Origin of the sequence: Pseudomonas sp. NPDC087342 (assembly GCF_044744265.1) — a bacterium.
In the GTDB taxonomy this organism is placed as follows: Bacteria; Pseudomonadota; Gammaproteobacteria; order Pseudomonadales; family Pseudomonadaceae; genus Aquipseudomonas; species Aquipseudomonas nunensis.
Map to the genome: position 1 here is coordinate 19055 of NZ_JBIUXZ010000010.1, position 22737 is coordinate 41791.

Annotated in this window: 20 protein-coding genes; 16 read left to right on the plus strand and 4 right to left on the minus strand. The window is 60.6% G+C overall.

What is annotated here, in order from left to right:
- Positions 1–2: 2 nt before the first annotated feature.
- Positions 3–2249 carry a TonB-dependent receptor gene (locus ACIOYV_RS20035; protein ID WP_401326354.1) on the minus strand — a complete coding sequence of 749 codons (2247 nt, stop codon included), beginning with the start codon at positions 2247–2249 and terminating at the stop codon, positions 3–5.
- 207 nt (positions 2250–2456) lie between these two features.
- Between ACIOYV_RS20035 and ACIOYV_RS20040 the strand changes: the two genes are divergently transcribed.
- Positions 2457–3497: a LacI family DNA-binding transcriptional regulator gene (locus ACIOYV_RS20040; protein WP_401326357.1), complete on the plus strand. Its 1041-nt coding sequence runs from the start codon at positions 2457–2459 to the stop codon at positions 3495–3497.
- A gap of 136 nt (positions 3498–3633) precedes the next feature.
- Here the strand turns inward: ACIOYV_RS20040 and ACIOYV_RS20045 are convergent, their stop codons facing one another.
- Positions 3634–4524: a LysR family transcriptional regulator gene (locus ACIOYV_RS20045; protein WP_401326360.1), complete on the minus strand. Its 891-nt coding sequence runs from the start codon at positions 4522–4524 to the stop codon at positions 3634–3636.
- Positions 4525–4653: 129 nt separating this feature from the next.
- On the opposite strand from ACIOYV_RS20045, the gene ACIOYV_RS20050 reads away from it, so the two are divergent.
- The 3 genes from ACIOYV_RS20050 (at position 4654) to ACIOYV_RS20060 (ending at position 6679) form a co-directional block, all read left to right on the plus strand.
- Entirely contained in the window at positions 4654–5394 is a 741-nt protein-coding gene (locus ACIOYV_RS20050; RefSeq protein WP_163907720.1) for an SDR family oxidoreductase, read from the plus strand.
- Positions 5395–5418: 24 nt separating this feature from the next.
- Entirely contained in the window at positions 5419–6306 is an 888-nt protein-coding gene (locus tag ACIOYV_RS20055; protein WP_401326364.1) for an SDR family oxidoreductase, read from the plus strand.
- Positions 6307–6421: 115 nt separating this feature from the next.
- Positions 6422–6679 (plus strand): hypothetical protein, encoded by a 258-nt coding sequence (locus ACIOYV_RS20060; RefSeq protein WP_401326366.1) that lies wholly within the window; start codon positions 6422–6424, stop codon positions 6677–6679.
- 17 nt (positions 6680–6696) lie between these two features.
- Here the strand turns inward: ACIOYV_RS20060 and betT are convergent, their stop codons facing one another.
- Together betT and epsC are read right to left on the minus strand one after the other, a co-directional pair.
- Positions 6697–8652, minus strand: a complete 1956-nt coding sequence (betT, locus tag ACIOYV_RS20065) for a choline transporter BetT (protein WP_177331475.1) — start codon at positions 8650–8652, stop codon at positions 6697–6699.
- A 418-nt stretch (positions 8653–9070) separates the two neighbouring features.
- Entirely contained in the window at positions 9071–9997 is a 927-nt protein-coding gene (gene epsC, locus ACIOYV_RS20070; protein ID WP_054047822.1) for a serine O-acetyltransferase EpsC, read from the minus strand.
- A 191-nt stretch (positions 9998–10188) separates the two neighbouring features.
- Here epsC and ACIOYV_RS20075 point away from each other — a divergent pair, with 191 nt between their 5' ends.
- The 12 genes from ACIOYV_RS20075 (at position 10189) to ACIOYV_RS20130 (ending at position 22733) form a co-directional block, all read left to right on the plus strand.
- Positions 10189–11181 (plus strand): D-cysteine desulfhydrase, encoded by a 993-nt coding sequence (locus ACIOYV_RS20075; protein ID WP_401326369.1) that lies wholly within the window; start codon positions 10189–10191, stop codon positions 11179–11181.
- 342 nt (positions 11182–11523) lie between these two features.
- On the plus strand, positions 11524–12324 hold the full coding sequence (tcyJ, locus tag ACIOYV_RS20080) for a cystine ABC transporter substrate-binding protein (protein ID WP_054616549.1): 801 nt from the start codon (positions 11524–11526) through the stop codon (positions 12322–12324).
- Positions 12324–12989 (plus strand): cystine ABC transporter permease, encoded by a 666-nt coding sequence (gene tcyL / locus ACIOYV_RS20085; RefSeq protein WP_054047827.1) that lies wholly within the window; start codon positions 12324–12326, stop codon positions 12987–12989. Before tcyJ ends, tcyL begins: the two co-directional genes overlap by 1 nt.
- Positions 12990–12993: 4 nt before the next feature.
- Complete coding sequence (tcyN, locus tag ACIOYV_RS20090) at positions 12994–13749, plus strand: L-cystine ABC transporter ATP-binding protein TcyN (RefSeq protein ID WP_054047829.1); 756 nt, start codon at positions 12994–12996, stop codon at positions 13747–13749.
- Between the two features lie 502 nt (positions 13750–14251).
- A complete protein-coding gene (locus ACIOYV_RS20095; RefSeq protein WP_401326373.1) occupies positions 14252–15016 on the plus strand; it encodes a hypothetical protein in 765 nt (254 codons plus the stop codon).
- 417 nt (positions 15017–15433) lie between these two features.
- Positions 15434–16675 (plus strand): SfnB family sulfur acquisition oxidoreductase, encoded by a 1242-nt coding sequence (locus tag ACIOYV_RS20100; RefSeq protein WP_054616551.1) that lies wholly within the window; start codon positions 15434–15436, stop codon positions 16673–16675.
- A 20-nt stretch (positions 16676–16695) separates the two neighbouring features.
- A complete protein-coding gene (locus ACIOYV_RS20105) occupies positions 16696–17889 on the plus strand; it encodes an SfnB family sulfur acquisition oxidoreductase (RefSeq protein WP_401326375.1) in 1194 nt (397 codons plus the stop codon).
- Complete coding sequence (locus ACIOYV_RS20110) at positions 17889–19247, plus strand: LLM class flavin-dependent oxidoreductase (protein ID WP_401326377.1); 1359 nt, start codon at positions 17889–17891, stop codon at positions 19245–19247. Before ACIOYV_RS20105 ends, ACIOYV_RS20110 begins: the two co-directional genes overlap by 1 nt.
- Before the next feature lie 121 nt (positions 19248–19368).
- On the plus strand, positions 19369–20178 hold the full coding sequence (locus ACIOYV_RS20115) for a MetQ/NlpA family ABC transporter substrate-binding protein (RefSeq protein WP_401326380.1): 810 nt from the start codon (positions 19369–19371) through the stop codon (positions 20176–20178).
- 2 nt (positions 20179–20180) lie between these two features.
- The gene (locus ACIOYV_RS20120) at positions 20181–21302 is read left to right on the plus strand and encodes a methionine ABC transporter ATP-binding protein (protein WP_401326383.1); all 1122 of its coding nucleotides are present in this window, start codon (positions 20181–20183) and stop codon (positions 21300–21302) included.
- The gene (locus tag ACIOYV_RS20125; RefSeq protein WP_054047844.1) at positions 21292–21936 is read left to right on the plus strand and encodes a methionine ABC transporter permease; all 645 of its coding nucleotides are present in this window, start codon (positions 21292–21294) and stop codon (positions 21934–21936) included. The genes ACIOYV_RS20120 and ACIOYV_RS20125 overlap by 11 nt, the downstream gene beginning before the upstream one ends.
- A gap of 167 nt (positions 21937–22103) precedes the next feature.
- Complete coding sequence (locus tag ACIOYV_RS20130; protein ID WP_401326386.1) at positions 22104–22733, plus strand: class I SAM-dependent methyltransferase; 630 nt, start codon at positions 22104–22106, stop codon at positions 22731–22733.
- Positions 22734–22737 lie beyond the last annotated feature (4 nt).

A 22737-nucleotide genomic window follows, 5' to 3' on the forward strand; every position in this document is an offset into this window, starting at 1 on the left:
GGTCAGAAATCCTTGCGCAGTTGCACGCCGAAGTAGCGCTCATCGTCCCGTGGCACGGCGCGGTAGATGTAGCTGCCGCCGCTGGCCAGCAGTGGCGAGTAGGACTTGTCGGCGAGGTTCTTGCCCAGCAGCGCGACGCGCCAGCCGTTGCTGTAATCCGCCAGGGCCACGCTGGCGTTCCACAAACCGTAGGCGCCCTGCTTGGTGTCGACGTTCTGGCTGATGTCGTACTGCACTTCGCTCTGCCAGCTGTAGTCGGTGCCGAGTTCGATATCCAGGCCGTTATCCAGCGGGATGCTGTAGTCGGCACGCACATAGCTTTTCCAGTCAGGACTGAACGGCAGCGGCTTGCCATTGACGTTGCACGACGCCGCCGCACCAGCCGGGCAGGCGAACTCGTCGATGCGCGCGCGGGTGTAGGCCAGGGCGCCGGAGAACTTCAATTGCTGGGTGGCCTGCAAGGCGTAATCGAGCTCGACGCCTTCGGTGCTGACACTGCCGGCGTTGATCAAACGGGTCACCACTTGCCCGGCAACAGTGTCGAAGAAGTTCGCCTGATAGTTGTCGTAATCGCTGTGGAATACCGCCAGGTTGGTGGTCAGGCGATTGTTCCAGGAAGTGGCTTTGATCCCGGCCTCCCAAGTGTTTGAAGTCTCCGGTTTCAGCGCCTCGGTGTCCCGTGGCTGCATGTTGAAGAACACGTTGTAGGCCGGGCCTTTGTAGCCGCGCGAATAGGTCAGGTAAGTGGTGACCGTATCGCTCAAGTCGTACTGCACACCGAGCCGCCCGGACCAGCCGTCTTCGTCCACCGAACCCGAACTGCGGGTGCCCGGCTGAATGCCGCTGACGGTGGTGGCTGAGGTGGAAACCCGACGGTGATCGTATTCCAGATCGTCGTGTGTCCAGCGCAGACCGGCGATACCACGCAAGTTCGAGGTGAAGTTGAGGGTGCTTTCGCCGAACACCGCGTAGCTGTCGCTGGTGGTGCTGTAATCGGCGACGCCACGGTTGACGCTGGTCGGCGTGGTCAGCGTGCGCTGATAGGTTTCCTCGTCCTTGCCGTGCATGTAGAACAGGCCGCCAACGTATTCGAGGAATTTGCCTTTCGGCGACGCCAGACGCAGCTCCTGGGAATACTGATCGAACGCCAGATCGCCCTTGTCGGCGGTGCCAGGGAACGCAGCGGTCACGGTGCCGAGGCGATCGCCGTCCTGATACTGCGTGTTGTCCCAGCCGCGCCACGCAGTGATCGAGGTCAGGGTGTAATCGCCGAGGTTCCAGTCGAGCTGGCCGGACAGGCCCTTGTTGATGTCATCCACGTGACTGCGGGTGTCGGTGTTGATGTCGCGGTTGTCGCTGGATGCCCGCACCGGGTTCAAGGCATTGGCGAACGCCGGGGTCAGGGATTTGCTGACCACGCCGTTGGGCGCGTCGTCGTGGGACTGCATGTAGTCCGCAATCAGGGTGAATTTGAGGTCGTCGTTCGGGGTGAATTCCAGTTTGCCGCGCGCGCCTTTGTGGTTGTAGCCGTTGACCTCCTGACCGTTGTGTTCGTTGTCGACGTTGCCGTCGTAGCTGCCGAACAGCGTGGTGATCGAGCCTTTCAGCGTGTCCGGAATCAGGCTGCCGCCGATGCCGAAACGGGTACGGCTTTCGTTGCCGCTGTAGTACGACTGATCGATGAAACCGTGGGTCTCGGCGGTCGGCGCTTTGCTGGTGATGTTGAGCACGCCGGCCGAGGCGTTCTTGCCGAACAGCGTGCCCTGAGGGCCGCGCAGGACTTCAATGCGCTCCAAATCCAGCAGGTCGAGGGTCGCCTGCCCGGGACGGGCATAGACCACGCCGTCGATCACCGTGGCCACGGTCGGCTCTACGCCTGGCGACGTGGAAATCGTGCCCACACCGCGAACGAATAGCGAGGTGTCCTTGTTCGACGCACCGGTGCGGAAATTCAACGACGGCACTTGCTGGACGATGCTGGCCACGCCATTGCGGTTGTCGCGCTCAAGTTGCTCGCCATCCAGCACCGACACCGCCACCGGGACTTTCTGCAACGACTCTTCGCGCCGAGTAGCGGTGACCGTGACGGACTTGAGGGTGGGTTCCTGGTCTGCGCTGTCGGCGGCGAAAGCGCCGGGCACAGGCAGCGCGGTCAACCCGGCGAGCAGCCAGCCCAAATGCGGCCGGCGTGGTGTAGCGGCGCGAATCGATCGCGCCAGTTTGTGTGATTCCCCAGGAATGCTGTGCATGGTCTGCCCGCTCGAAAAATTGCCCTGAACCGCTGCCCTTCTGCGAAGACAGCGCCTGTGAATGTGTCTTGGGCATTCGCTCGAGCGAGTAGCAGACAGAACGCTTTGTTAGCGCTAACATCGCCAGTATCAGCAAGCCTGGCATAGACCGTCCAATACTGAAAAATTACTTTTATATGCGTTTTTGTTTTGAATAGGGATCACCCATTGAGTGAAGACAAGCCCCGCAAACGCCGTGGCGCCGGCCGTGTAACGCTCAATACCGTGGCGCGGCAGGCCGGGGTTTCGGCGATCACCGTCTCGCGTTATTTCAATCAGCCGGAACAGGTTTCACCGGAGCGGCGCGAGCGCATCGCGGCGGTGGTGGCGGAGTTGGGTTATGTGCCGAACCTGGTGGCCGGTGGGCTGGCATCGGCGCGCGGCAAGATTGTCGGCATGGTGATTCCGAACATCTCCGGGCCAATCTTCGCCAACACCATCCAGGGCTTCAGCGACACCCTCAGCCGCCACGGTTATCAGCTGTTGCTGGCGTCGAGCTACTTCAGCGCCGAGCAGGAAGAAAGCGCCGTGCGAGCGTTCCTCGGCTGGTCGCCGGCAGCGCTGGTGCTGACCAGTCACTTCCACAGCGCCGGCACCGAAAAGATGATCGCCGAAGCGGACATCCCGGTGATTGAAACCTGGGATTACCAACCCGAACGCGAGCCGCTGCAGATTGGTTTTTCGCATTTCGAAGTCGGTGTGACAGCTGCACGGTATCTGCACGGCAAAGGCTATCGGCGGATAGCCTTCGTGCAGAACAGCGCACCCGGGGATCTCAGTGCATTGGAGCGACGGGATGGCTACGCGGCCACCGTTCGCGAGTTGGGGCTGGAACCGTGGGTGTTCGCCCCGGATGCGGACCGCGCGCCGTTCGAGGCCGGCAAACAGGCGATGGAAGCCCTGATGAGCGCCTCACCGCGCCCCGACGCCATCATCTTCGCCAACGACAACCTCGCCGCCGGCGGCTTGCTGGCCGGGCAACGTGCTGGGCTGAAAATTCCTGAAGACTGCGCTGTCCTTGGGTTCGGCGATTACCCGTTCGCCGAAATGCTGCTGCCGAGTTTGAGCACCATCAAACCGCCCGCGCTGGAGATTGGCGTAATGGCGGCGACGCGGGTGCTGGAGAGCTTGGGGGTGTTGCCGGTGGAGGATGAGGTGCGGCGGCTGAACCTGCTGGAGTGCCACGTGATCGAGCGCGAAAGCGCCTGACGGAATTGCACAATACCTGTGGGAGCGGGCTTGCTCGCGAAGGCGGCGTATCAGACGACATCAATGTTGAATGCCAGAACGCTTTCGCGAGCAAGCCCGCTCCCACAGGTTTATTTGCCAGGCTTGGTAGCCTTGGCTACCGCGCCCCCGCAAACACTTCCCCCAACCAATCCACAAACACCCGGACCCGTGGCGACATGTGGCGGTTGTGTGGGTACAGCACTGAAACCGGCATCGGTGGTGGCGGTGTGTCGGTGAGGATTTCCTGCACCAGGCCTTGGGCTATCTGGGTTTCCATCCGGTAGTGCGGGCACTGGATGATGCCGAGCCCGGCAATCGCCGAGGCGGCGTAGATCTCGGCGCCGAATACCGACAGCGCGCCATCGATGGTCACTTCCTGCAGCTCGCCATCGACCATGAATTCAAACGGAAACTGCTTGGCGGTGGTGCGCGACACGTAGTTCACCGCGCGGTGATGTTTCAGGTCTTCGAGGCTTTTCGGTTCGCCGTATTTGCGCAGGTACGCGGGGCTGGCGCAGGTGATCTGGCGCAGGTTGGCCACGCGTTTGCCGATCAATGCCGAGTCACTCAGCGTGCCAGCGCGCAGCACACAATCGACGCCTTCAGCGATCAAGTCGACAAAACGGTCGGCCTCGCTGATCGAGAGCTCGATGTCCGGATAACGGGCCATGAATTGCGGTAACGCCGGGATCACAAAGTGCTTGGCCAAGGTGCCATGCAAATCCACGCGCAGCCGCCCTTTCGGCGCCACGCTGCGGAACGCCAGTTCGGCTTCTTCCAGCTCTGCCAACAACTGCACGCAACGCTGGTAATACGCCTCGCCATCCAGGGTCGGGCGCACTTTGCGCGTACTGCGTTCCAGAAGTCGCGTACCGAGCCAGGCTTCGAACTGGTTCAGCGTGTGGGTCAGCGTGGCCCGTGGCAGGTTCAGGTCATCGGCGGCCAGGGTGAAGCTGCTGCGCTCGTAGATCCGCACGAAAACCTTCATCGCTTTGACTTGATCCACGTTCGGCTCCTGGCCTTCGATTGTTGGCGATTATTGAACAGTCAAGGCAACTCTCGTGCATTTATCGCCCTGAGTAAACATGTGAAGTTGGCTCCACTCCAAGCCAACCACTTCACAGGAACCACCGCCATGACCACTCAAACTTCGAAAGTAGCCATCGTCACCGGTGCCTCCCGCGGCATCGGCGCGGTGATCGCCAGACAACTGGCCAACGAAGGATTTGCCGTCGCGATCAACTACGCCAGCAGCGCCACCGAAGCCTCGAAACTGGTAGTCGAGCTGCGGCAGGCTGGCCACCAGGCCATAGCGATCAAGGCCGACGTTTCCAGTGCCGACGACGTTCGCCGTTTGTTCGACGAGACCGAAACGCAACTGGGCAAGGTCGATGTGCTGGTCAACAACGCCGGGATCCTCAAGGTGTTGCCACTGGCGCAGCACAGCGACGAACTGTTCGACCAGAACTTCAACATCCACACCCGTGGCACGTTCAACGCTTTGCGTGAAGCCGCCACGCGCCTGAACAGTGGCGGCCGAATCATCAACTTCTCCAGCAGCACCGTCGGCCTGAACCTGCCGGGCTACGCGGTGTACATCGCCAGCAAAGCGGCGGTGGAATCCCTGACCCAAGTGTTCGCCAAGGAAATGCGCGGTCGCAACATCACGGTCAATGCAGTCGCGCCAGGCCCGGTCGCCACCGACCTGTTCCTGCACGGCAAGAGCGAAGAACAGATCCAGACCTTCGCCAAAATGGCGCCGCTGGAACGCCTGGCTCAGCCAGAAGATATCTCCCGCGTCGTGTCTTTCCTGGCAGGCCCGGATTCGGGCTGGGTCAACGGGCAGATCCTGCGGGTCAACGGTGGTCTGGTTTAAGCCAGCCGAATCAAGGAGAACCTTATGAAAAACGTCATCCTCATCACGGGCGCCGGTACCGGTATCGGCAAAGTCGCCGCTGAATCCCTCGCCCGGGCCGGGCACATCGTTTACGCCAGCATGCGTGACGTGAACGGGCGCAACGCCACGCGGGCCGACGCCATTCGCCAATGGGCGAAGGCGCAGAACGTCGAGTTGCATCCGCTGGAGCTGGACGTGTTGTCCCAGGATTCGGCGGACGCGGCGGTTGCCACCATCGTCAAGGAGCAAGGTCGCCTCGACGTGGTGATCCAGAACGCCGGGCACCTGGTGATCGGCCCGAGCGAAGCCTTCACCGCCGAAGAAATCATGAAGGTCTTCGACACCAACTTCTACGGCGCCCATCGGGTCAGCCGCGCGGTGTTGCCACAGATGCGCGCCCAGGCTTCGGGGTTGGTGTTGTGGATCAGCAGCTCCACAACCAAGGGCGGTTACCCACCGTTCATGGGGCCGTACGCCGCCGCGAAAGCAGCGATGGATTCCCTCGCGGTGAGCATGTCCTATGAACTGACCCGCTTCGGCATCGAAACCTCGATCGTGGTGCCCGGCGCGTTCACCCGTGGCACCGATCATTTCCCAAGCGCCGGCAAACCGGCCGACATCGCGCGCAACGCAGCCTATGCTCGATATGACGGGGTGATGGATAAAGTCGGCGAACGATTGAGCGCATTGACCCCGGACGATGCCGATCCGCAAGCAGTGGCCGATGACATCGTGCGCATTGTCGGACTGCCGCAAGGCTCGCGGCCGGCGCGCTCGGTGATCGATTTTGTCGGGGATGGCGCGGCGGTGGTGCTGGAAGTGTCGGAGCGGGTGCGGATCGAGTTTGCCAAGCGGATCGGGATTGATGATTTGCTTCGCGTGAGTCAGTAAGGACGCCTTCGCGGGCAAGCCTCGCTCCTACGGAACGCGCCCCCCCTTGTAGGAGCGAGGCTTGCCCGCGAAAGCGGCCTATCAGGCACCAAACATCTAAAGGACGGACCACACCATGCACACCACCATCATCATTTTCTTCGGCCTGGTCCTGCTGGCGCTGATGCTCTACATCGGCGAGCGAGTCGGCTTCAGCCGCCAGACGCTGACGTACAGTTTCGTCGTGCTGTGGCTGGCGTTGACGGTGATCAACGGCGCGGTGGGCGTGGTCACGGCCCGCCAGTCCGTAAGCTCGGAACTGGGGGTCGGCACGGTGGTGTTCAGCGTGCCGGTGGCGGCGCTGGTTCTGTTCATGGTGCTGAGCAAAACCTAGTCGCCACCGGCTCCCGATCAACGAACCAAATGCAGGAACTGCATGTGCCGTTCGTACTGGTCGAGGATGTCGTTGATGATCTGCTCCTTGGTGTAACCCACCAGATCGTAGTCCTGACTGCCCTCGCTCAAATGCACTTCGGCCCGGTAGTAGCGACGGTTGTTGAGTTGCTTGGAACCCATGCCGCCACGGGCGAAGGACGGCGTGAAGTAACCACGCATCTGCACCTGATAGATAAACGGATGCTGCTCGCCATGCCCGATTTCCAGGCTGACGCTGTCGTTCGCCGGATCCGGCTGAGCGACCACGTTCAAACCCTTCTCGACAAACACCGCCGTCACTTCTTCTATCGCCGGACGAACCGTGGTTTCGAGGAAGCGATAAACCTCATCCCGCGACGGGAAATGCACCGCCTGACTCAAGCGCTGACGCCAGCCGCCCCGCTTGGAACCGGAGACCGGTGCCAGGGAATGCATCTGCGCAATCTGCTTCTGGGACTCCAGGTAGAACGCCTTGTGCAGCCCCCACATCATCAGCAGCAGGATCATCGAGAACGGCAACGAGGTCAGCACGACGGCTGATTTCAACGCATCGATGCTGCCCGAGAACAGCAGCGCACTGGTCACCAAGGCCGTCATCGCACCCCAGAACACCCGCAGCCATTTCGGCCCGTCTTCATCCGGGTTGCCGCCCTTGGCAGAGAGCGTCGACAACACCACGGTGCCCGAGTCGGCGGACGTGACGAAGAACACGAAGCTGATAAACACCGTCACCGCGATCACGGTTTTGCTCCACGGGTAGGTTTCGAGCAGCAGGTACAAGGTCATCGACGGGTTATCGATGGCCGACATACCCAGCGCTGTCATGCCGTGGTTGAGGACTTGATCGATGGCACTGTTGCCGAAGATCGACATCCACGCCAGGGTGAACCCGAGCGGAATCAGCAACACGCCAAAGACGAATTCGCGGATGGTCCGGCCACGGGAAATCCGTGCGATGAACAGGCCCACGAACGGCGACCATGCAATCCACCAGGCCCAGTAGAACACCGTCCAGCCGCCCAGCCAGTCGCTGGGTTTGTCGTAGGCGTAGAGGTCGAAACTCTTCATCGGCAACGCGCCGAGGTAGTCGCCGATGTTCTGGATCAAGGTGTTGAGCAGGTGCTGCGTCGGGCCGGCAAACAACACGAACAGCAGCAGCGCACAGGCCAGCAGCATGTTGATGTCGGACATCACCCGCACGCCTTTATCGACGCCGGACACCGCGACAATGATCGCCGCGCCCATCATCAGGGTGATCAGGCCGACCTGAATCCAGTGGGTGTGGGCGATGCCGAACAGGTAGTCGAGCCCCGAGTTCAGGTGCAAGACCCCGAAGCCCATGTCCGCGCCGAGGCCGAACACCGTGGCGATGATGCCGAAGCCATCCACCGCGTAGCCGATCGGGCCGTTGATGCGTTTGCCAATCAGCGGGTACAGCGCCGAGCGCAGGGCCAGCGGCAGGTTATGCCGATAGGCGAAGTAGGCCAGCGCCATGCCGACGAAAGCGAACACGCCCCAGCCATGCAGGCCCCAGTGCAGAAACAGAATCTGCATCGCCTGCCGCGCCGCTTCCGGCGTACCGGCGGTGCCTTGGGGCGGCTGTGCCAGGTGTGTCAGCGGTTCGGACACGCAAAAGAAAAACAGCGTGATGCTGATCCCGGCGGCGAACAGCATGCCGGCCCAGGACAGATAACTGAATTCGGGCTCGTCGTGGTCGGCACCGAGCTTGATCTTGCCGTAGCCAGACAACGCGGTGACCACCACGAAGACCAGATACAGGGTCATCGCGAGCATGTAATACCAGCCGACCGTATTGGCCGCCCAGTTTTGCGCTTCCAGTAACCAGGCACCGGCCTGTTTAGGCATGGCCATGACGACGATGCCGAACAGCAGAATGAAACCCGCCGCAAAGTAGAACACCGGCGGATTCATGCGGACCTGGCCGCTGGGGGAGGTGGACGGTGCACTCATGAACAGTGCGCCTCAAGGGGGTGAAACAGGGCAATCAATAACGGACTCGGCAAGGGCAAGCCTCCTGTTGTGAGCGGGCAGCAAACCGGCGGTTTAACTTGAATGAGCGTTCAAGTTAAACATGAATAGCGTGCTAAGGACTAATCGCAGGGCTCGGCGGTCGCTTTCCTACGCTAGCTCAAGGAAGGGTATGACGCGGGGTTTGGAGGATTCGTTCACTGGAAAATTGGCGGAATGCCATTATCGCGGTTCGGCTTGAAACCATTCGCGGGCAAGCCTCGCTCCTACAGTTCGTGTGCCGATATGAAAATGGCGCACGACCTGTAGGAGCGAGGCTTGCCCGCGAAGAGGCCCGCTCAGTCAGCCAAGATTTCGAAACTTACTTCTGCGTCCCATCATCATGCTGCAAATTCGCCTGCGTCAGGTTGCACCCCGCCGGCACGCTGCGGGTCAACCACACGTTGCCGCCAATGGTCGAACCCTTGCCGATGGTGATCCGCCCGAGAATCGTCGCTCCGGCGTAGATCACCACATCGTCCTCAACGATCGGATGCCGCGGATGGCCCTTCTGCAACTGCCCGTCCTCGTCCGAAGGGAAACGCTTGGCGCCCAGGGTCACGGCCTGATAAATCCGCACCCGCTCGCCAATGATCGCCGTCTCGCCGATCACCACACCCGTCCCGTGATCGATAAAGAAGCTGCGGCCGATCTGCGCGCCCGGGTGGATATCGATACCGGTGGCGGAGTGAGCGATTTCCGCGCTGATCCGCGCCAGTAACGGCAACCCGGCGCGGTACAAATGGTGGGCGAGGCGATGGTGTATCACCGCCAGAATCCCCGGATAGCACAGCAACACTTCATCGACGCTGCGGGCCGCCGGGTCGCCGTGATAAGCCGCCAGCACGTCGGTGTCCAACAGACTGCGCAGCCCCGGCAATGCGAGGGCAAAGTCCTGGATGATCTGAATCGTCTTGGCCTCGACTTCGGTATCGGCCTGGTCGCTGTGGCGAGCGGCATAACGCAGCTCAAGCCGCGCCTGGGCCAGCAACGCATTCAGCGCGACATCAAGGGTGTGGCCGACGTAGAAGTCTTCACTCTCTTCACGTAAATCCACCGGCCCCAAGCGCATCGGGAACAACGCACCGCACAGGGCTTCGAGAATCTCCGCCATGGCCGCCCGGGACGGCAACTCGCGACCGCCCTGCTCGCCGCTGGCGCGGCCGTTTTGTGCACGCCATTGATCACGCGCGGTGCGCAGTTGGCTGACGATGGTCTGCAATTGCCAATGGCTGGAACGCTCGCTCACGGTAAAAAACTCCTCACGGGCGGCCGGACTGTCTGGCCGCGTTGACGGCGATTACTTTACGGCAAGGGCTCGAAGCCGAATTAAGAACCAATTGTGCTGTGACCAATACATTCGGATATAAGCGATTGGCGGTTGCCCGTACAAATGGGCGTGCCTATAGTCCTGACATCTCTTCCCGCCAGTACGGACCCATGATCAAACAATCGCTTGCCCGCTTTAACCGCCTCGACCTGCTCGGCCATCCCACCGCCCTGGAAAAACTTGAACGACTGTCGACCTGGTTGGGCCGCGATGTGTACGTCAAGCGCGATGACCTGACACCGCTGGCCATGGGCGGCAACAAGCTGCGCAAACTCGAATACCTGGCCGCCGATGCTTTGGCCCAGGGCGCCGACACGTTGATCACCGCGGGTGCTCTGCAATCCAACCACGTACGCCAGACTGCCGCCATCGCCGCCAAGCTTGGGCTGGGTTGCGTGGCGTTGCTGGAAAACCCGCTGGGTACCGACGATGCCAACTATGTCGGCAACGGCAATCGCCTGCTGCTGGACCTGTTCGACACCAAGGTCGAACTGGTGGAGAACCTCGACAACGCCGACGACCAACTGCAAGCCTTGGCCGATCGTCTGCGCAACAACGGCAAGACGCCGTATGTGGTGCCGATTGGTGGCTCGAATGCATTGGGCGCATTGGGTTACGTACGTGCAGGATTGGAATTGGCTGAACAGATCAAGGACACCGGCCTGCAATTCGCCGCCGTGGTCCTGGCATCGGGCAGTGCCGGCACCCACAGCGGTCTGGCGCTGGCCTTGAGCGAAGCACTCCCGGATTTGCCAGTGATTGGCGTGACGGTTTCCCGCAGCGAAGAAGATCAGCGGCCGAAAGTTCAGGGCCTGGCCGAACGCACGGCTGAGTTGCTGGGTGTGAGTTTGCCGGAGCATTTCAAGGTTGAACTGTGGGACGAATACTTCGGCCCGCGTTATGGCGAGCCGAATGCCGGGACGTTGTCGGCGGTGAAGTTGCTGGCGAGTCAGGAAGGTTTGCTGCTGGACCCGGTGTACACCGGCAAGGCCATGGCCGGGTTGCTCGATGGCATCGGGCGTGGGCGCTTTGATGACGGCCCGATCATCTTCCTGCACACCGGCGGGGCGCCGGCGTTGTTTGCCTATAAGGATTTTCTATAAGCCGTGACCTTGTGGCGAGGGGGCTTGCCCCCGTTGGGTCGCGCAGCGGCCCCTTTCGTCCATCAGTCATACCGAGTGAGCAGACTTTACGACTGCTTCGCAGCCGAACGGGGGCAAGCCCCCTCGCCACAAGGAACCGCGCCAGCCTCATATTCAATTAAGGCATAACAAACTGAATATTTAGTATTTTCCTATCTATACACACCATCATATAGTCGCGCCGAAGGCGAATTTGGCGCGAGACGCATAAGCTGCTTTAGGGCAGGATATCGCAATCGTTCAAATCCCGATTTTGCCAACATTCCTAATAGCGTCTTCCATAAGAAAACACAGGGGCTTGTCATGAATTTTTCCGCACTACGTCGAAACCTGCTGGTTGGTTCGCTGGGCCTGGCACTGAGCGCCGGCCTGTTGGGGCAAGCGGTTGCCGGTGAGCAGCTGCAAAAAATCAAGGACGCAGGCGTGATCAACGTCGGCCTGGAAGGCACTTATCCACCGTTCAGTTTCGTCGACGCCGACGGCAAACTGGCCGGCTTCGAAGTCGAGTTCTCCGAAGCCCTGGCCAAAGAGCTGGGCGTGAAGGTCAAACTGCAACCGACCAAATGGGACGGCATCCTCGCGGCGCTGGAATCCAAGCGTCTGGACGCCGTGATCAACCAAGTGACCATCTCGGACGAGCGCAAGAAGAAGTATGACTTCTCCGAGCCGTACACCGTTTCCGGGATTCAGGCGCTGGTGCTGACCAAGAAAGCTGCGGAGCTGAACATCAAGACCGCCGCCGACCTGGGTGGCAAGAAAGTCGGCGTAGGCCTGGGCACCAACTACGAGCAATGGGTCAAAGCCAACGTGCCGACCGCTGACGTGCGTACCTATGAAGATGATCCGAGCAAGTTCGCCGACCTGCGTAACGGCCGCACCGATGCCATTCTGATCGACCGCCTCGCTGCTCTCGAATACGCCAAGAAAGCCAAGGACACCTCCGCTGCCGGCGAAGCCTTCTCCCGCCAGGAAGCCGGTGTTGCCCTGCGCAAAGGCGAGCCTGAACTGCTGGCTGCCGTGAACAAGGCCATCGACAAGCTGCGCGCCGACGGTACGCTGAAAAAGCTTTCGGAAAAATACTTCAGCGCTGACGTCACTCAATAATGGAAGAAGCTTTCCAACTTGCGCTGGACTCCGCGCCCTTCCTGCTGAAGGGCGCGTATTACACGGTCATCCTGAGCCTGGGCGGAATGTTCTTCGGCCTGGTGATGGGCTTCGGCCTGGCGTTGATGCGCTTGTCGCGTTTCAAATCGGTCAGCTGGCTGGCCCGCATCTACGTGTCGTTCTTTCGCGGCACGCCGTTGCTGGTGCAGTTGTTCGTGATCTATTACGGCTTGCCGCAATTGGGCATCGAACTCGATCCACTGCCAGCCGCCCTGATCGGCTTCTCGCTGAACATGGCCGCCTACGCCTGTGAAATCCTGCGTGCCGCGATCAGCTCCATCGAACGTGGCCAGTGGGAAGCCGCCGCGAGTATCGGCATGACCCGCGCGCAGACCCTGCGCCGGGCCATCCTGCCGCAAGCGATGCGCACGGCCCTGCCGCCGCTGGGCAATAGCTTCATTTCGCTGGTCAAGGACACGGCGCTGGCCGCTACCATCCAGGTGCCGGAACTGTTCCGCCAGGCGCAATTGATCACCGCTCGTACTTTCGAAATCTTCACCATGTATCTGGCCGCCGCCCTGATCTACTGGATTCTGGCCACGGTGCTCTCGCACCTGCAGAACAAGTTGGAAGAGCGGGTCAATCGGCACGACCAGGAGTCCTGACCCAATGATTGTCGTGGAAAAACTGACAAAGCAGTTCAAGGGTCAAGTGGTGCTTAACGGCATCGATCTGGAAGTGAAGGAAGGCGAGGTCGTGGCGATTATCGGGCCGAGCGGCTCGGGCAAGACCACGTTCCTGCGTTGCCTGAATTTCCTCGAAGAACCTACCAGCGGCCGGATCAAGGTCGGCGACATCGAAATCGATGGCAGCCGCCCGCTGAATCAGCAGCAAGGCCTGGTGCGACGTCTGCGCCAGCACGTGGGCTTCGTGTTCCAGAACTTCAACCTGTTCCCGCATCGTACGGCGTTGGAAAACGTCATCGAAGGCCCGATCATCGTGAAGAAGATGCCCCACGCCCAAGCCGTTGCCCTGGGCAAGAAGCTGTTGGCCAGGGTTGGTCTGGCGGGCAAGGAAGACGCGTATCCGCGTCGTCTGTCCGGTGGTCAGCAACAGCGCGTGGCGATTGCCCGGGCGCTGGCGATGGAGCCGGAAGTGATTCTGTTCGATGAACCCACCTCGGCACTCGACCCGGAACTGGTCGGTGAAGTGCTGGCGACCATCCGCAGCCTGGCCGAAGAGAATCGCACCATGGTTATCGTCACCCACGAAATGGGCTTTGCCCGGGATGTGGCGAACCGCGTGGTGTTTTTCGACAAGGGTGTGATCGTCGAGCAAGGTGAGTCCAAAGCGTTGTTTGCGAACCCGAAAGAAGAGCGGACGAAGCAGTTTCTCAGCAAGTTCCTGAATAACGCACACCACTGAAACCCAGACTTGAAACTTGTCAACTTCCAGGGAAGGAAGTGACACTTACCCTCCGATACAAACACCTCATTATCGCCAAACCTTTATTCTCCCTCGCACCGAAGATATATAACTTCCTCTCTCCACATGCAGTACATATATATGTCCTGCAACAGAATCCTGCCGCCTAAAATCTAGCCAAAACCCACTCGCTTCGGCTCCTTACTTCAACGCAAGCAACGCACGAAATCTGGACAAAAACTGGGGAAAGTTCGACAGGAGGATGCCGCTAATTAACCCATCGTTGTGGGAAGTTTCTGAATCACACTAAATCCAACTCTCAACTAACAAACTCTATTGACACCTATTCCGGCGCACTCTTATCTAGTCCCCAGCAGGCGCCAATTACCCAACTCATTCGTTATCAACAATCATCCATAACTCGCTGTTTTGTTGCTCGGTGATTCACGCCTTTTGATCTTCCAGAAACGGACTTCGCTGCAAGGCTTCAAGGAGAAAACCCATGACAAGCATCTCGAACAAAACCGAACTTGCGGCACCGACCCTGGCGCAATCCCACAGGAGCGGCATCAACATCACTTCCGCCGCGCATTTGCTGATCGCGGTAGCGCCCTACCCCGGCATGGACGAAGGCGATCTGATCGAACTCTACTGGGACGACTGCTACGTGGCGTCAAAGGCCCTGATCGTCGACGACGTCAAACGACCCGTGCAACTGCGAGTACCCGAGAGCTTTGTCATCAATGGCACCTCACACGTCCACTACCGCGTCATGCAGGTCGGACACGACCCGGCGCTGTCGCCGACCACGCGGGTGCAGATCAAGCTCGATTGCCCGGGAGGCCAGGCGCCAGCCCTTTCCGGTGACGAAAACCAGAGCCTGGCCCCGGTGAACCTCCCCGAAACCATCCGCCGCCAAGGGGTCAACTCGAACCAGCTCAAACGCGGCGTACCGCTGACTATCGAGCCCTACCTGAACATGGCCATCGACGACGAGATCACCCTGCAATGGGGCGATGTGCGCATGGACCTGCCGAAGCTGACGGCCGGGGATATCGGCCAGCCGATCCAGGTCTGGGTGCCGCCGGCGATCATTCTCGAAGCGGGCGAAGACCTGCGTCTGGAAGTGACCTACTGCATCCTCGACCGGGTGGGCAATAACTCCCGCTGGGCACCGCCACGGATGTTGAAGATCGGCTGTGCCAATCCTTACCTGAAAGTGCCGCTCAAAGAAGAACTGAAAGCAGCAGAACCCCGCAAACCCTGAAATCCCGTAGCAGCTGACGAGCACCGCGAGGCAGCGTTCGGCGGCGCAGCCGTCGCAAAATCAGCTAACGCGGTGTTTCAGATAGACCGCGTGCTTAGGGTTGACGACGGCTTCGCCGCCGAACGCTGCCTCGCGTTGCTCGACAGCTGCTAAACAGCCCAACCCAAACGCCGACTGTTGCTCCACAAACAACTGTTGCCCTGCGGACAGACGCCCTTCTATGCATATTCCCAAAAGTTAGTTTATTAATTATTTATACACGCTTAGGGTATATGCACCGGACCACCGGACATTCTTGATATTCATTCGCCGCCACCATCGCGGCGTTTCCATGAGATGTGAGGTAGGTATGGTCCACAACACAATCACCCCAGTGCAGATCGCCAGGGCATTGCGTGCAGCCAAGGAGCGGCACTGATGTCCAGTCTGGCAGAAGCCACCATCCAGAGTGATCTGGATATCGCCCCCCTGTTGTTGCCCGCGCAGGTTTTGCGCAACGACGCACAAGCCATCAAGGCTGCCCATGAGCTGGCGCAAACCGCCCGCCTGCAAGCGGCCAAACGCGACCAACAGCGCAAGCTGCCGTGGTCGGAAATCGAACAGTTCACCCGCAGCGGCCTGGGCAGCATTGCCATCCCGCGCGAATACGGTGGCCCGCAGGTTTCCTTTGTGACCATCGCGGATGTCTTCGCGATCATTTCCGCGGCGGATCCGGCACTCGGACAAATCCCGCAGAACCAGTTCGGCATCCTGAATCTGGTGCTGGGCAGCGCCACGGAATCGCAGAAAAAACAGCTGTTCAAAAGCGTGCTCGAAGGCTGGCGCATCGGCAACGCCGGGCCAGAACGCGGCACCAAGAACACCCTCGAACTCAAGGCGCGCATTACCGCTGACGGTGACGGTTTCGTTATCAGCGGTCAGAAGTTTTACTCCACCGGCGCACTGTTCGCGCACTGGGTGGCGGTCAAGGCGCTGAACGATGACGGCAAGCAAGTGCTGGCCTTCGTCCGCCGTGGCACGCCAGGTTTGCGCATCGTCGATGACTGGTCCGGTTTCGGCCAGCGCACCACCGCCAGCGGCACCATTTTGCTCAACAACGTGCGGGTCGACGCCGAGCTGGTGGTGGATAACTGGAAGATCAACGACAGCCCGAACATCCAGGGCGCTGTGTCGCAATTGATTCAAGCGGCCATCGACGCCGGCATCGCGCGCGGCGCCATCGATGACGCTATCGAATTCGTCAAAACCCGCGCCCGGCCATGGATCGACGCCAAGGTCGAACGGGCCAGCGATGACCTGTACGTGATCGCCGACATCGGCAAACTGAAAATCGAACTGCACGCCGCCGAAGCGCTGCTGCGCAAGGCCGGGAAAGTGCTCGACCAGGTCAACGCCGCGCCGCTCACCGCCGAGTCCGCTGCCCGCGCTTCGATTGCCGTGGCCGAAGCCAAAGTGCTGACCACCGAGATCGCATTGCTCGCCAGCGAAAAACTCTTCGAGCTGGCCGGCAGCCGCGCCACCCTCGCCGAATTCAACCTCGATCGTCACTGGCGCAACGCCCGCGTGCACACCCTGCACGACCCCGTTCGCTGGAAGTATTACGCCGTCGGCACCTATCACCTCAACGGCACGCTACCTGCTCGCCACTCCTGGATTTGACCAGACCTCTGGAGAAACACATGACTCTTTCTCACCACGTCGCGGTCATAACCAGCGATGAGCAAGCCCTGATCGTCGCCAGTGACCTGGCCGAAGATTTCAAACGCGACAGCGCCCTGCGCGACCGCGAACGCCGTTTGCCGCACCCGGAACTGGAAGTGTTTTCCCGTTCGGGTCTCTGGGGCATCAGCGTGCCAAAAGAATACGGCGGCGCTGGCGTGTCCAACGTCACCCTGGCCAAAGTCATTGCCCTGATCGCCCAGGCCGACGGCTCCCTCGGACAGATCCCGCAGAACCATTTCTACGCCCTCGAAGTGCTGCGTGTGAACGGCAGCGACGCGCAGAAGAAACGCCTGTACGCCGAAGTCCTGGCCGGCCAGCGTTTCGGCAATGCCCTCGCCGAGCTCGGCACTAAAACCGCGCATGACCGCGTCACCAGCCTCGCCCGTAACGGCGACGGCTATCGGATCAATGGCCGCAAGTTCTACGCCACGGGCGCGATCTACGCCCAGCGCATTCCGACGTCAGTCGTGGATGAAAACGGCGTGCAGCAACTGGCCTTCGTGCCTCGCGACAGCCAAGGCCTGACGGTCATCGACGACTGGAGCGGTTTCGGCCAGCGCACCACCGGCAGCGGTTCGGTGGTGTTCGAAGACGTCTACGTTGCCGCCGAAGATGTGATCCCGTTTCAAAGCGCTTTCGAGCGCCCGACTACGGTTGGCCCGCTGGCACAGATTCTTCACGCCGCCATCGACACCGGCATTGCCCGCGCGGCTTACGAAGATGCCCTGCATTTCGTGCGCACCAAGACCCGGCCATGGATCGACGCGACCCACGAAAAAGCCATCGATGACCCGCTGACCATCAAGAGCTTCGGCCACCTGGCGATTCGCTTGCACGCCACCGAAGCGCTGCTGGAACGCTCCGGCGAATTCCTCGACAAAGCCCAGGCCAACATGAACGCCGAGACGGTGGCAGCCGCATCGATTGCCGTTGCCGAAGCCCGGGCCATCAGCACCGAAATCTCCCTCGCCGCCGGCACCACGCTGTTCGAACTGGCCGGCAGCCAGGCGACCCTGATCGAACACGGTCTGGATCGCCACTGGCGCAACGCCCGGGTACACACGCTGCACGACCCGGTGCGCTGGAAGTATCACGCGGTGGGCAATTACTACCTCAACGATGAAAACCCGCCACTGCGGGGGACCATCTGATGGCTGATGCGAAAAAGAAGATCTTGCTCAACGCGTTCAACATGAACTGCATCGGGCACATCAACCATGGCCTGTGGACGCATCCACGGGACACTTCGACCCAATACAAAACCATCGAATACTGGACCGAACTGGCGCAACTGCTGGAACGCGGACTGTTCGACGGTTTGTTTATCGCGGATATCGTCGGCGTGTACGACGTCTACCAGAACTCGGTGGACGTGCCGCTGAAAGAGTCTATCCAGCTGCCGGTCAACGACCCGTTGTTGCTGGTTTCGGCCATGGCTGCGGTGACGAAAAACCTGGGGTTCGGCCTCACCGCCAACCTGACCTATGAGCCGCCGTATCTGTTCGCCCGGCGCATGTCGACCCTCGACCATCTGAGTCGCGGTCGCGTGGGCTGGAACATCGTCACCGGCTACCTCGACAGCGCCGCCAAGGCCATGGGCCTCAGCGAACAGGTCGAGCATGACCGTCGCTATGACCAGGCCGACGAGTACCTGCAGGTGCTCTACAAACTCTGGGAAGGTAGCTGGGAAGACGGCGCGGTGCTCAACGATCCCAAGCAGCGCATCTACGCGCAACCGGAGAAAGTGCACAAGGTCGAGCACAAGGGCGAGTTCTATCAGGTCGAGGGTTATCACCTCTGCGAACCTTCACCGCAGCGCACACCGGTGCTGTTCCAGGCCGGCAGTTCGGATCGCGGTTTACTGTTCGCCGGGCGGCATGCCGAGTGCGTGTTTATCAGCGGCCAGAACAAACCGTCGACCAAGGTGCAAGTGGACAAAGTCCGCGCCAGCGCGGTCGAGGCCGGACGTAATCCCGAGGACATCAAGGTGTTCATGGGGCTGAACGTGATCGTCGGCGCCACCGAAGAACTGGCCTGGGCCAAGCACGCCGAGTACCTGAGCTACGCGAGTGCGGAGGCCGGCGTGGCGCATTTCTCGGCGTCCACCGCGATCGATTTTTCCCAGTACGAGATCGACGAACCGATCCAGTACGTGAAGAGCAACGCGATCCAGTCGGCGACCAAGAACCTGCAAAACAACGACTGGACCCGGCGCAAATTACTCGAACAACACGCCCTCGGTGGCCGCTACATCACCGTGGTCGGCTCGCCGGAACAAGTGGCTGATGAGCTGGAATCGTGGATCGCCGAAACCGGCCTCGACGGCTTCAACCTGACGCGGATCGTCACGCCGGAAAGCTATGTGGATTTCATCGATCTGGTGATCCCGGAGTTGCAGCGTCGTGGGTCGTACAAGACGGCTTATGACAGCGGCAGCCTGCGGGAGAAGCTGTTTCACGGTGAAGCGCATTTGCCTGAGCAACATACCGGCGCAGCGTTTCGCCGCTAGAAGCTTCGCGGTCAAGCCTCGCTCCTACAAGGGCACTGCAATCCCCTGTAGGAGCGAGGCTTGCCCGCGAAGAGGCCCGCCCAAACACCCCAAATTTTATGCACTGACTGGAATAACCATCATGACCAAGAAGCTCCTCTCCCACCCAGTCAAAGCACTGGCCCTGGCCCTCGGCCTCTTCAGCTCCGTCACCTTCGCCGCCGATGCACCGCTGAAAGTCGGCACCACCGCCGCATTCGCCGTTCCGCTGGAGGCCGCCGTCGAAGAGGCCTCCAAACAAGGCCTGAAAGTCGAGCTCGTGGAGTTCACCGACTGGATCGCCCCGAACGTCAGCCTCGCCGCTGGCGACATCGACGTGAATTACTTCCAGCACGTGCCGTTCCTGGAGAACGCCAAGGCTGCCGCCGGGTTTGACCTGGTGCCGTTCGCGCCGGGGATCATCAACAACGTCGGCCTCTACTCGAAGAAATACAAAAGCTTCGACGAGTTGCCAGAAGGCGCCAGCGTGGCCATCGCCAACGACCCGATCAACAGCGGTCGCGGCCTGCAACTGCTGGCCAAGGCCGGGCTGATCACGCTCAAGCCGGGTGTTGGCTACAAGGCCACCGAAGAAGACATCATCGCCAACCCGAAGAAGATCAAGATCCTCCAGGTCGAAGCCGTGCAACTGGTGCGCGCCTATGACGACGCCGATCTGGTCCAGGGCTACCCGGCCTACATTCGCCTGGCGAAGACCTTCGATGCCGGCTCGGCGCTGCTGTTCGACGGCCTCGATCACAAGGAATATGTGATCCAGTTCGTGATCCAGCCAAAAAGCAAAACCGATCCGCGCCTGATCAAATTCGTCGACATCTACCAGCACTCGCCAGCCGTACGTGCCGCGTTAGATAAGGCCCATGGCAAGCTGTATCAAGCCGGTTGGGAAAGCTGAAAATGACGGCCGCGATTCAACGGCGACTGGATATTCCAGAGCCCCATAAAGCCGCACAAGCCGAACTGCACCCGGACCTGAATCGCGCTCACGTGCGCTTCATTGGCCTGGGCAAAACCTACAACGGTCAGCAAGGTCCGGTGGCGGCGTTGCACGGCATCGATCTGGCGATCCAGCGCGGTGAAGTGTTCGGCATCATCGGCCGCAGCGGCGCCGGCAAGTCATCGTTGATCCGCACCATCAATCGCCTGGAGCAACCGAGCACCGGGCGCGTGCTGATCGATCAGATCGATATCGGCGAGTTCGATGAAGACCGTTTGGTCGCGCTGCGTCGGCGGATCGGCATGATCTTCCAGCACTTCAACCTGATGTCGGCCAAGACGGTTTGGCAGAACGTTGAGTTGCCGTTGAAAGTCGCCGGTGTGCCCAAGGAAAAACGCGAGCAGAAAGTCCGCGAACTGCTGGAACTGGTAGGCCTGCAAGAGAAGCACAAGGCCTACCCGGCGCAGCTTTCCGGCGGACAGAAACAACGCGTCGGCATCGCCCGCGCATTGGTGCACGACCCGGAAATTCTGCTGTGCGACGAAGCGACTTCGGCGCTGGATCCTGAGACAACGCAATCGATCCTCGGCTTGCTGCGCGAGATCAATCAGCGCCTGGGTTTGACCATCGTGCTGATCACTCACGAGATGGCAGTGATTCGCGACATCTGCGACCGCGTTGTAGTGCTCGAGCACGGGCGTGTCGTCGAGCAAGGGCCGGTGTGGGAAGTGTTTGGCAATCCGCAGCATGAGGTCAGCAAGACCTTGCTCGCGCCGCTGCAACACGCCTTGCCGGAGGAATTGCAGAGTCGCCTACAAGCTCAGCCTCAATCTTCTGCCGCAGCGGTTGTGCTGCGCTTGCAATTCACCGGCAGCGCCACGGACGAACCGGATCTGGCAGCGCTGTTTGCCGCCCTCAGTGGCCGCGTGCGCCTGCTGCAGGGCGGCGTAGAGCGGATTCAGGGGCACGCGCTAGGGCAATTGCTGTTGGCGGTGGCAGGTTCGTCCCTGGGCGCCGAGGAATTGCGTCAGCGCGCCGGCAACTGGGCGCAACAGGTGGAGGTGCTGGGTTATGTGGTTTGATCGCTTGCTTCAGGGCTTTATCGACACCTTCCTGATGGTTGGCGTGTCATCGCTGATCGCGCTGCTGGCGGGGATTCCAATGGCGGTGATCTTGGTCACCAGCGACAAGGGCGGCATCTACCAGGCACCCGCGTTGAACCGCGTGCTGGGCGCGTTCGTGAACCTGTTTCGCTCGATTCCGTTTTTGATTCTGATGGTGGCGCTGATTCCGTTTACGCGGTTGATCGTCGGCACCACTTACGGCGTGTGGGCTGCGGTTGTTCCGTTGACCATTGCCGCTACGCCGTTCTTTGCGCGGATTGCCGAAGTGAGCTTGCGCGAGGTCGATCACGGCTTGATCGAAGCGGCGCAAGCGATGGGTTGCCGGCGCTGGCATATCGTCTGGCATGTGCTGTTGCCTGAGGCGCTGCCGGGGATTGTCGGCGGTTTCACCATTACGCTGGTGACGATGATCAACTCCTCGGCCATGGCCGGGGCGATTGGTGCGGGCGGGCTCGGGGACATCGCGTATCGGTACGGGTATCAGCGCTTTGACAGCCAGATCATGTTGACGGTGATTGTGTTGCTGGTGGTGTTGGTGGCGATTATTCAACTCGGCGGGGATCGCCTCGCACGGGGGCTTAACAAACGCTGAGCGGGGAAGTCATTTGTCGTCAGTGATATCGCCTTCGCGGGCAAGCCTCGCTCCTACAGGGGAGTGCGCTCAACTGTAGGAGCGAGGCTTGCCCGCGAATGGCTGCGCAGCAGCCCCAAGGTTGATGGCGTATATTCGGCAAATCCCCATTGCCTGCGCAGCCGACCATGAAACAAACCCCCGACGACCTCCAGCAAATCACCGCCACCACCCTAGGCCATTACAACTCGGTGGCCGAAGGTTTTCGTGAAGGCACGCGTGATCACGATGTCAGCCAGAACATTGATGCGTTGCTGCGGCACATCCAGGGTGAGGCACCGTTCAGCATTCTCGATTTCGGCTGCGGGCCGGGGCGGGATTTGCAGATGTTTACGCGCATGGGCCATATCGCCGTTGGGCTTGATGGCTCGGAAAAGTTTGCGCAGATGGCGCGGGAGGACAGTGGGTGCGAGGTCTGGCAGCAGGACTTCCTGAAGCTGGATCTGCCGGTTGAGCGCTTCGACGGGATTTTCGCCAATGCGGTGCTGTTTCATATTCCGCGCCAGGAATTGCCTCGTGTGTTGCAGGAATTACGCGGGGCGTTGAAACCGGGTGGGGTGTTGTTCAGTTCCAATCCACGTGGTGAGAATCAGGAAGGCTGGAACGGACCGCGGTATGGGGCTTATCACGATTTGCAGGCGTGGCAGGAACTGCTGACCGAAGCCGGTTTTGTCGAGTTGGAGCATTACTACCGGCCGGCGGGGTTGCCTCGGGAGCAACAGCCTTGGTTGGCGAGTGTTTGGCGTAGATCAGCGTAGGCAG